An 11,009-nucleotide genomic window follows, 5' to 3' on the forward strand; every position below is an offset into this window, starting at 1 on the left:
GATTGAATCAGAAGGAGATACACCATGTCAGTTATTGCACTCAATGAAGGCTACCAGGGCGAAGTGAAAGACCGTGAGGAAAACTTTCACGGCAACCGGCTGCTGTTTATCGGCTGGGAAGATCATTTGATGTTCTGTGCACCGCATTGCATTCCGGTGTCGCCGTCGATGACGTTCGCGACGCTCGCGAACGACGTGCTGCCGGGCATCTACTCGGCGCATCCCGACTGGGAGAAGGTCAAGCTCGACGAAATCGAATGGTTCAGCTCGAACCAGCGTTTCACGCCGGCGTTCGATCGCACGCTCGAAGAAAACGGCCTGCGGCACAAGTCGGTGATCCGCTTTCGCACGTCGGGCCTGACCGGTATTCACGGCTCGTGCAGCTAGGCCGAGGATTCCTGTAACGATGAAAGGGAGATGCTGACATGAGTTATCAGCTAACCATCGAGCCAATCGGTCACAGCATCGAGATTCGCGAAGACCAGACCATTCTCGACGCCTGCCTGCGCGCCGGGGTGTGGCTGCCGCATGCGTGCTGCCACGGTTTGTGCGCGACGTGCAAGGTGCAGGTTGTCGATGGCGAGATCGAGCACGGCAACGCGTCGCCGTTCGCGCTGATGGATTTCGAGCGCGACGAACGCAAGTGCCTCGCATGCTGCGCGACCGCGCAATCGGATCTGACGATCGAAGCCGATATCGACGAAGACCCGGACGCGCGCCACTATCCGGTGCAGGACTTTGCGGGCCGCGTGAAGGACAGCGTCGATCTGACGCCGACGATCAAAGGCATCTTCGTCGAACTGGACGGCGAGGGCATCGAGTTCCAGGCCGGGCAGTACGTGAACGTGCAGATTCCGGGGGAGGACATGCCGCGTGCGTTTTCGCTGGCCGGCAAGCCGGGATCGTCGACGCTGATCGAGTTGAACGTGCGGCGCGTGCCCGGCGGCAAGGGCACCGGCTATCTGCACGAAGCACTGAAGCCCGGCGACGAGCTGCGTTTTAGCGGACCGTTCGGGCGCTTCTTCGTACGCGCCTCGGACCCGCAACCGGTGATTCTGATTGCCGGCGGCTCGGGCTTGTCGAGCCCGCGCTCGATGCTGCTCGATCTGCTGGAGCAGGGCGATACGCGGCCGATCACGCTCGTGTACGGCGCACGCGATCGCTTGGAGTTGTACTACCACGACGAGTTTCTCGATCTCGCCAAGCGCCACGCGAATTTCACTTACGTGCCGGCGCTCTCGAACGAGGCAGCCGACAGCGCATGGGACGGCTATCGCGGCTTTGTCCACGAGGCGGCCAAGGCGCATTTCGCCGGCGATTTTCGCGGCCACAAGGCGTATCTGTGCGGGCCGCCCGTCATGATCGAAGCGTCGATCCGAGCCTTGATGCAAGGGCAACTGTTCGAACGCGACATCTATACGGAGAAGTTCCTCAGCAATGCGGACGGCGCGGAAGCGCTCGCGAAAAGCCCGCTGTTCAGATCGATATAAGCGCGTCGATCCGCGCAGGCTGGCGGCACGGCCATCCAGGATGGCCGTGCCTGTCCGGCAAGACAGAGGATGTTTACGCTCTCGCCGCGTGCGTCGGGCACAAGGAGGCATCAAAAAGATCAGTATGACGTAACAAAAATAAAAGCTTCTGGAAAACCAGATAACTTGGAGACATTGGAGATCGAATGAAAAAGTCTATCTGTATGCTGGCGCTGGCGTCGGTCGCCACGGGCGCTTCCGCGCAAAGCAGCGTGAACCTGTTCGGCCTGATCGACGCAGGCGTCACCTACGTGAGCAACGAAGGAGGCAGCAAGAACTTCAAGTTCGACGACGGGATTTTCACGCCGAACCTGTTCGGCCTGCAGGGTAGCGAAGACCTCGGCGGCGGCAATCACGCGATATTCCGCCTTGTCAATCAGTTCTCGCTCGGCAGCGGGGCGATGATCGGCGGTGGAATTTTTGCCCGCGAAGCCTATGTGGGACTGCAGAACGACAGGTTCGGCAGCATCAAGCTCGGCAATCAGTACGATTTCATGGTGGACTCGCTATTCGGCAGCGTCGATACGGCGATGGACCTGGCCGGTCTCTATGGCGCTCGCAACGGTCCGTTCCAGAAGCTGGCGATTCCGGACAATCCCACCGGTGCATTCGACTGGGACAGGGTCGCGGGCAGCAATCGCGTGGCTAACTCGGTGAAGTATACGAGCGCGAATCTGGGCGGATTCACCGGTGGAGCGATGTATGGATTCGGCAACATTGCCGGCTCTATCGGCGCCAACAACACGGTCAGCGCGGGACTGAACTATGCCCATGGACCGTTCGCGATCGGCGCCGCGTACACCAACGAGAAGTACGGGCCCGTAGGCGGCGTGGCCGGAACGAGTGTGCGGAACTGGGGCGTCGGGACTCGCTATGTCTTCGGCGCTTTCACGACCAAGGTGCTGTTCACGACCGTGCGCAATTCCATCAACGGCGGCGGCATCTGGATGGGGCAGGCGGGTGGCGTGTACCAGATCACGCCTGCGTTATCGCTCGGCGCAAGCTATGCCTATATGAAGGGTAATGCGGAGCTTGACGACAATCACGCGCATCAGGTGTCCGCGGCGCTGCAATATTCGCTTTCCAAACGCACGCTCGTTTACGTCGCCGGGGTTTATCAGCGCGCCAATAGCGGCGCGAACGCGCAGATCAACGGCGTGCTCGATCCGAACGGCGCTTCCAGCGGCGCCACGCAGGCGCTGGCCCGGATCGGCATCAACACCAAGTTCTAAGCCCGTGAGCGTGAGCGGCCGGGTTCAATCCCGACCGCTCACCCTGGCGCACATCCCTCAACGCCATCAATTCGACAGCGACAGATACTGCGACGTGAGCGGCGTCGGCGGGAACGGCTGCAAGCCCGTCTGCTTGCTGAAGCTGTAGCGCACGTAGACGGCCGCAAGCCACTCGCGATATTCATAAGCATTACCGAGCGAAGCGGTGGCTCCGAACGCGAGCTGTGGCGCGAGCTGATATTCGCCCACCGCGCTGATCGAATACGACACGCCGGTCTTGCTCTGGCCCGGGTAGACCGCGTTGCTGTCGAGGTTGCCGAGCGAGTTCGCGAACGCGGCCGCCGTGGCCTGGCGGGTCGGGTCGGTCGGGAAGTAGTTCGACGCGTCCTGGCGATAGTGCTGCACGCCGATCGAGCCCTTCACGTCGTAGGTGAACAGTCCTTCGCGGCCGGTCCATTCGACCGGCAGATTCAGGATCACGTACTGCTGCGGACTGAAGTAGCCGCCCTGGCCGTACGTGAAGTACGACAGGTTGCGGTTGTAGCCCATCAACGTCGTGTTCACGCCGACCGTGAGCGTCTGGTCCGCATCCTTCAGCAGGCGCGTATACACGCCGCCGCCGCCCTTGATCGCGTTGTTGCTCGGCACGTTGTTGCCGCTGTAGTACTGGTAGCCCGCGTTCACGTAGAGGCCGCTCGTGCCGTCGTCCCAGGCGAGGGCGGCGCGCCCGCCGGTCGAGGTGACGCCGCCCCATTCGAGGCCCGCGCCCGAATCGCGCGCGCCCGCGTAGGACAGCAGGCTGTCGGTCACCGCGCGCCGCGCGACGGCGAGCGAGTACGAGACCTTGTCGGTGATGCCGCCGTTGTACTGCGCGCCGCCGACGATGTTGGTCTCGCGGAAGCCGATCGGCGTCACGCCGATATCGCCGCTGATGCTGCGGCTCTCGTAGCCGACCGAGAGGCCCACGCCGCTCGCGGTCTGACTGCCGTAGGTGTTGTTGCCGGCGACCGCGTTGGTCGCGCCGCCCGGCGTGGACAGCCCCGAGCCGAAGCGCGCGAGCGTCGAGGTGCTGGTCGAGGCGGTGCCCGCGTCGAGCGTGACGGGCGTCGCCGTGACGACGACGTGACCGTTGCCGGCCTTGATGCGCCCCTGGATCGGCGCCTCGATGTCGGTGACCGAAGACAGCCCGTCCTCGCCCGAGCGATTGCGGAACACGAGGCCGCCCGACACGGTGCTGGCCTGCTCGCGGTTGACCTGCGCGAGCTCTTCGGCAACGCCGAGCGTCTGCGCGTTCGCGACGTTCGGCTGCGGGTTGGCGGGTTGCGTGCCGGGCGGATAGTACGGTTGCGCGTAGCCGGTCGGCGGCTGCGGAATATAGGGCTGCTGCGCGTAATAGCCTTGGTTCGGATACTGCTGCGGGTAGGGTTGATACGGCTGCTGTCCGTACGGCTGTTGCGGATAAGGCTGGTACGGCTGATAGGGCTGCGGCGCGTAACCCTGCTGTTGCTGCGCATACGCCGGCACATTGCGGCGCGTTTGCGCCGGGCTCTTTTTCGCGCTGCCGCGCGCCGGGTTCGTGGCCGTGCGTGCCGGCGCATAAGGCTGCATCGATCCGGCATTGGCCTGCGCTTCGCGTGCCGCCGGCGACATCGGCCACGGCGTCGCCGCGTAGTAGCCGTCCTGCGCGCCGTAAGGCTGTTGTCCGTAAGGTTGCTGCTGTTGCGGATACGGTTGCTGCGGATAAGGCTGTGGCTGCTGCGCATAGCCCGCGTTGTACGGCTGCTGCGGCAACGGCGGCATCGCACCCTGAGCCTGTCCCTGGCCCGGATAAGGCTGCAACGGCGCGCCCGACTGGCTCGATCCATAAGCTTCCTGCCCATAGCCGCCGAGTTCGGCGTCCGAGCGGGGCGCGCCGTACGGCGCGGGATTCGGATAAGCCTGCGCGGGCGCCGCATAGGGCGCGGCAGGTGCGCTATACGGCGCGTTATAAGGCGCGTTATAAGGCGCAACGTACGGTGCAACATACGGCGCGGGCTGAGGAGGCGGCAGATAGTTCGGCACGGTCTGCGTCGGCAAGGAAGACTGCGTGTTGGAGAACGGAGGCGCGGCTTGCGCGGCGTCGGCGGCATCGGTCGAGCCGGCGAGCGCCGTTTTGCCTTCGAACGGATTGGTGCCCGGCAGCGGCGTCGCGCCGATCTGGCGCATCGCCGCTTCCCAGCCGCGCGGCACGTTGCCGGCCGCGCCGTTGCGGGGCGCGCTTGCCGCAAGCGGCGTATTGGCCGCGACGAGCGAGCGTTGCAGATAGGTCGACGCGAGCGACAGCTTGCCCTCGGCGCGATACATGCGGCCGACCGTGGCGAGTACGCCCGGATCGTTGGGCGCGGCGGCGAGCACCTGCTTCGCGAGTCCCTCGGCGTAGCCGAACTGCTTCGCGCCGGAGGCGGCCGAGATCGCCGCCTGCACGAGGTTCAGGTCGTCGGGGCGGCGCTGCAGCGCGACGCGGTAGCTCGCGAGCGCGTTGCGGTCGTCGCCGGCGCTCGCGTACATGCGGCCGAGCGCAGCCTGCAGATCGGGGTTGTCGGGCATCGCGGCGAGCCACGGCGCGATCACTTCGTAGGCGCTTGCGAGGTCGCCGCGCTGGCGCACCGCATCGGCCTGGCGCACGACGATGCCGACATTGAGATTGCCGAAGTCGACGCGCTGCTGCGGCGTCAACTGCAGCGTCTGCAGACGGCGCATCACCATGCCGAGTTCGGCCTGCTGCCCAGTCGCCGAGAGAATGCCGGCGTATTGCAGCAGCAGATCGGTGTTCCCGGGCGCCGCGTTCATCGCGCCGCGCACGAGGCCGAGCGCGCGGGCCGGATCGCCGGCCTGCTGGTACGCGCCGGCGATCACGCCGATCAGCTCGGGGCTGTTGCCGGCCAGCGGCTCGGCCGCGCGCAGCGTCGCGACGGCCTGCTGCATTTGACCGCTGCGCGCCATGCGCGTCGCGAGCTCGGCCTGCTGATGCACCCACAGCCGATGCTGCAAGGCCGTCATCGCGGCGGTGCGCTGCGCGGCCGGCACGCGCTCGAGCTGCGCGAGACCGGTCGACCAGTCCTGCGTTTCGGCGCAGAGCAGCGCGCTCGCGTAGAGCGCGTCGGTCATCTCGGGATGCGCGGCGACGAGGCCGTCCATCATGCTGCGCGCGTTCGCGACCGCCCCCTCGCGCACGTAGATGCGCGCGAGGTCGAGCCGCAGCCACGGGTCGTCGGGCTTGTTGAGCAGCGCGTCCTCGAACAGGCTGCGCGCGCTGCCGAGATCGCCGCGCGCTTCGGCCGCGCGCGCCTGCGCCGCTTGCGCTTCGCCGCGCAGACGGTCGACGCCGCCGACCTTCGACTGCTGTTCCGCGTTCAACTGATTGGCGAACTGCAAGGCTTCGTCGCCGCGGCCCTGCGCGGCCAGCGCGCCGACGAGCCCGCGAATCGCATCGGGGTTGTCGGCCTGGCGGCGCAGCGCCATCCGGTAGGCCTGCTCGGCGCCGGCCGGGTCGCCGTTCGCGAGCAGCATTTCGCCGAGCTGCACCTGGGCGGTGACGTCGGCGGGATTCAGGGCGATCGCGCGCTCGAACAGCGACTTCGCCTTCGCGAACTCGCCGTTGCTGCGCGCGCCGATCGCGTCGCTCGTGTAGGTCCAGTAGGTCGCGCTGTCGAGCGCGGTTTTCCAGCGCGCCGGATTGCCGTTGCGCGAGGCGCGTTCGAGATCGGTGCGTGCCTCGGCGAAACGCTCCTGCTTGAGCGCGGCGATGCCCATGCCGCCGAGCGCGTCGGTGTCGTTCGGGTTCGTCGCCAGCACCGACGAAAACTTCGCGCGCGCGGTCGCGACGTCGTTGCGGTCGAGCGCCGCGAAGCCGTCGGCGATCACGCGGCCGCGCGCGTCGACGGCGGCGTTTTCCTGGGCGCGGGCGCGCGCCGCGCTGTCCTGCTGCACCATCGAATCGAAGCGCGCCTTGACGGCGGCGTCGTCGCCGGCGGTTTGCAGATACGACTGATAGAGCGCCGCGTCGGAGGGCCGCGCGTCGAGCCACAGGAGCGCCTGGCGCCAGCTCTTTCTGGCGGCCGCGCCGACCGAGGTGTCGCCCGCGAGCTTCTGCAGGCGCGCGATGCCGTCGCGCCGCGTGACGTCGCGATAGGTCAGATGCTGCGCGAACGCGAGCGCGTAACGCGGGTCGCTGGGGTTGTCGCGCGCGAGCTGTTCCAGCCCGCGGCGCGCTTCGTCCCAGCCCTGCGGCGTGGCCGAGAGCGCCTGGTCGTACTCGAGCTGCAACTCGGGCGTGGCCGGCTTGCCGGCGAGCGCGCGCTGATATTCGCGCACCGCGTTGGCGTTCTGGCCGCTTTGCGCGAGCCGGCGCGCGTCGTTGATGGTCTGGTCGCGCGGGCTGGTTTCGCCGAGCCGGCGGCCCAGTTCGTCGAGATTCGGATAGTTCGGCGCGACCGCCTTCAGGCGCGCCAGATACTGCTGCGCGCCGGCGCCGTCCTTGCGGTCGGCGAGCACGATGCCCATGCCGAAGAGCGCGTCGGGCTGCTTCGGATCGATGCTGAGCACCTTCTGCCACGCCTGCTCGGCGAGGTCGCCGCGCTGATGCGACTGCCAGTACTTGCCCTGATCGATCAGTACGGCGAGAGGATCTTTGGACGCCTGCGCGAGCGCATCCGGCGCGGCGGCGGCCACACAACAGACCGCACCGGCGACGAGCGCGGCGCGCAATGACAGGGCGAGCGCGTTCAGTCGCATGCGTGTCTCCAGGCGGGCACGAGACGGCCGGCTGCGTCGAAGCGGTAGCGGCCGTCGATGAATCCCGTGCCGAACAGCCCCAGCACACGATCGTAGTAAACCGGCTCGCGGCCCGGCACGCTCGCGTCGAGCGCGGCGAGCCGCGTGCGCGCGAGGCCGAGGCCGTGCTCGTCGTTAAGCGCCTTGAAGTACGGCGCGAGCGCGCCCCAGTAGCTGAGCGGGCCTTCGCCGCTTGCCGCGCCGGTGGTGGACGAAACCTTCTCGGGCGGGAAGCCGTTCTGCGCGACCTTCGCACGCATGCCGCCGAGCGCCGCGAGCCACGGCTTCGCGAGCGGATCGGCAGGCGCGGCGAGGCCGGCCCACAGATAGACGCGGATCGCGTCGTAGCTGCCGACGTCGCCGTTTTTCGGATCGACGGCGAACTGACCGCTCTGCCAGGCCGCCCAGTCGGGCGCGAAGCCTTGCGGCGAGACGGTTTTGACGAACCGCCAGGCGTTCTCGGCGAGCTTGCCCCACGGGCCGTCGGGCACGTCGTGCGCGAGCGCGCGCAGCACCGGCAGCGGCAGATAGCTCGGATTCAGGCGTGTGACGTTGCCGTCCCTGAAGCCCTGCGGTCCCGGCAGCAGCATCGGCCCGAGGCCGGGCAGGCTCGCCACTTCGTCATGCGCGATGCGCGCGGCCAGCGCCTCGCCGAGCTGCGTATAGCCGGTGTCGTGCCACAGGCGCCCCGCCTGCAGCAGGTCGTAGGCGATCCACAGGTCGGAGTCCGAGGCCGAATTCGGGTCGAGCACGCCGTACGAGCCGTCCGGCTTTTTGCCCCATTGCCAGGCGGGCAGCCGCACGTTGCGCGCGTCGAACTGGTCGCCGGCGAGATTCGCGCGCGTCCACGCGAGCAGTTTGTCGAAGGTTGCGCGGTCGTTCGCGACGAGCGCGAAGAACATTGCATACGACTGGCCTTCCGAGGTGGTCTGCTGGGCCGGCGTCGAGTAGTCGATCACCCGGCCGTCGGCCTGCATGAAGCGTTCGATAAAGCCGCGATACGCGCTCCAGTCGCCGCACGCGGCGGCGCCGGCACCGGCACCGGCACCGCTCTGGGCGGCCGCGGCGTTACCCGCCAGCGCCGCGCAGGTTGCCGCCGCCGCGAGGCCGAGCGCCATGGCAAAACAGGTTTTCCGCTTGATCCGAACCCGCATACGAGTCATATCCGTTCCATCAATCCTTCAGCCGGCGCGCGGCGACCGCGCGCAGTGTCCGATAGCACAGGCCCGCGATGATCAGCGCGGCGATCACGCCGCCCAGCAACAGCAGGATCGGATGCGAGGAGAGCGCCCAGCGCAGATACTCCTGCGGCGACAGATGGCCGACGAAGTACTCGGTGCCGTTCGATGTGATCGTCACCTCGGGGCCGTGGATCACGGCCATTGCGCCTTGAATCTTCGGCAGCACGTCGGCGTCGAGCAGCGCCGCCGACAGGTCGGCGTCCGACTGGCCGGCCGCGCTGACCAGCGCGACCGCGCTGCGGCCTTTGCGCAACGGCGATTCGAAGCCGGTCAGCAGCGCCGCGCCGTTCGAGCTGACCATCGTCAGATCGGCGCGCGCCGGCGCGCGTTCGACGCCGCGCTCGCCGTGCCACCAGTCCTGCAGCTTGAACACGAGGTCGGTGAGCTGGAACGTGTGCGCGTCGCCGCTGCTCGAGAACGGCATCGACTTCGCCCAGCGTTGCAGCAGCGGCTGCTTGCCCGGCGCGCCGAACACGAGCAGGTCCTTGTCCGCGTACTGGTCGACGTCCCCGGCTTGGGTGACGGTCACGCCCGCGACCGGATAGCCGGTCGATTCGCCCATCCGGCCCATGGTCAGCAGATAGAGGCTGTAGTCGCTCGAATCGGCGTCGTTCGGCAGCACGACCGCGGTTTCGGAGAGGTCCGCCATGCGCGTGAACGGAAAGCCGCTATTGGCGAACGCGGCCAGATCGGGCAACGCCATATAGTGCGGGAACGACGACAGGTCGATGGTCGAGTTCGGATCGATCGCGCCGACCACGTTCTGCAGCAGGCGGCCCGTGCATTCGCCGGTGTTCGGAATGTCGTAGTAGAAATGCAGGCGCAGTTGCGTGCGCGGCGTCAGCAGCAGCGGCGGAATGCGCACCTGGCGGCGCGCGTCGGCGGTGCCGTCGGGCATCACGAGCGAGAGGTAGCGGCTCAGATCGAATATCGAGGCGGCGCGCGCCGGAATCGGCAGCGCCTGCACGAAGCCGTTGTTCACGCTCACGTTCAGCGAGGAGCGGTCGCGCGCCGGGCGCACCGTGTAGCGGTAGCGCAGGTCGATCGGCGCGCCGCGCGTGTGCCACATGAACAGGTCGGGCGGCACGCGCATGTTGATGCGCACCGCGTCGGCGTCGTAGCCGAACACGGTCAGGTCTTTCGGATCGGCAAGCTCGCCGAAGCGCACCGCGCGGTGGGTCGGCAGCCAGTTCGGCGCGTCGTACGGCACGCGCGGCGCGAGCTCGCTCAGCGACGTGATCGTCGCGCTCGCGCCCGACAGCGTGCTGTGGCCGATGCCGAGCGACTTCGCAGCGATCTTCAGTTCGGCCTCGTTGCGCCCGAGCACGAGCAGCAGCTTGCCGTGCGCGGACGCGTCGCGGTCGACCACGGCAATGGTCGGGCCGCTGATCTCGGGAATCGTCACGCCGGCCGGGTGCTCGTCGCTGGTGGCGAACACGACGGCGTTGCCCGTCAGCGGCGCGTTGTCGAGTTGCGCCGGGAACAGCGCGCCGCGATAGCCGGCGAGCGAGCCGAACCACGACGCGACGATGCCGGCCGCTTCGAGCGTCGCGTTGCCGGGCTTCTGCGCAAACACGAACGGCAGTTCGAGGCGGCGCACGTCGCGGCGGTCGAAGAACGGCGCCGGCAGCGCGGCCAGTTCCGGCTTGGTGGCGAGCGACGCATAGGTCAGATCGAGCGAACTGGCGTTGCTGACCGTCGCCCAGAGCGCCGAGTTGGCCGGGTCTTCGCAGCGCGTCGTGTAATGGCCGATCAGCTGCAGGTTCAGGTGGTTGAAGTCGGTGATGAAGCGCGGATCGATCGAGATATCGCGCGCGACCAGCATGCCGGCCTGCTCGTGCGGCAGCGGCAGCGTCGCGGCGACTTCGCCGTTCACGAGCACCTTGAGCTGCGACAGATTCGCGAGCAGCGCGGGCGAATAGCTGTAGACCAGATGCAGCGTCGCGCCGGTCACGACCTCGTCGTTGCGCACCGAAAAGGCGATGCCGTTCTGGCCGTCGACGCCGCGCAATTGCAGCGGATCGAGCGCGCCGAAGTCGGCGAACGTGAGCGTCTGGCGGCGGCCGCCCGTCACGAGCGTGCCGGGCTCGGCGGTGGTCGGCGTGCGCATGCCGAGCGCTTTCACCGACGCGGCCGTGAGCGCGGGCGTCGGCGTGGCGAGCGGCGCCTGGGCGAGCGCGTTCGGATCGAACGGC

Annotated in this window: 6 protein-coding genes; 3 read left to right on the forward strand and 3 right to left on the reverse strand. The window is 67.6% G+C overall.

All coding sequences use genetic code 11. The annotated features are described in order from the left end of the window. Positions 1-24 precede the first annotated feature (24 nt). The 3 genes from F3J20_RS24985 (at position 25) to F3J20_RS24995 (ending at position 2,761) form a co-directional block, all read left to right on the forward strand. Positions 25-387 carry a phenol hydroxylase subunit P4 gene (locus F3J20_RS24985; protein WP_167284844.1) on the forward strand — a complete coding sequence of 121 codons (363 nt, stop codon included), beginning with the start codon at positions 25-27 and terminating at the stop codon, positions 385-387. A 38-nt stretch (positions 388-425) separates the two neighbouring features. After that, on the forward strand, positions 426-1,490 hold the full coding sequence (locus F3J20_RS24990; RefSeq protein WP_167043935.1) for a phenol 2-monooxygenase domain-containing protein: 1,065 nt from the start codon (positions 426-428) through the stop codon (positions 1,488-1,490). Positions 1,491-1,675: 185 nt separating this feature from the next. Beyond that, positions 1,676-2,761: a porin gene (locus tag F3J20_RS24995; protein ID WP_167284845.1), complete on the forward strand. Its 1,086-nt coding sequence runs from the start codon at positions 1,676-1,678 to the stop codon at positions 2,759-2,761. Positions 2,762-2,827: 66 nt separating this feature from the next. Here F3J20_RS24995 and F3J20_RS25000 read toward each other — a convergent pair whose 3' ends face one another. The 3 genes from F3J20_RS25000 to bcsB form a co-directional block, all read right to left on the reverse strand. Next, positions 2,828-7,534, reverse strand: coding sequence for a cellulose synthase subunit BcsC-related outer membrane protein (locus tag F3J20_RS25000; protein ID WP_167284847.1), 4,707 nt, complete (start codon positions 7,532-7,534; stop codon positions 2,828-2,830). Further along, positions 7,525-8,727: a cellulose synthase complex periplasmic endoglucanase BcsZ gene (gene bcsZ, locus F3J20_RS25005; RefSeq protein ID WP_167284849.1), complete on the reverse strand. Its 1,203-nt coding sequence runs from the start codon at positions 8,725-8,727 to the stop codon at positions 7,525-7,527. The genes F3J20_RS25000 and bcsZ overlap by 10 nt, the downstream gene beginning before the upstream one ends. Before the next feature lie 19 nt (positions 8,728-8,746). After that, positions 8,747-11,009, reverse strand: a 2,263-nt coding sequence (bcsB, locus tag F3J20_RS25010; RefSeq protein ID WP_167284850.1) for a cellulose biosynthesis cyclic di-GMP-binding regulatory protein BcsB, incomplete at its 5' end; no start/stop codon positions are given.

The organism is Paraburkholderia sp. Cy-641 (assembly GCF_011752945.1).
Taxonomy (GTDB): Bacteria; Pseudomonadota; Gammaproteobacteria; order Burkholderiales; family Burkholderiaceae; genus Paraburkholderia.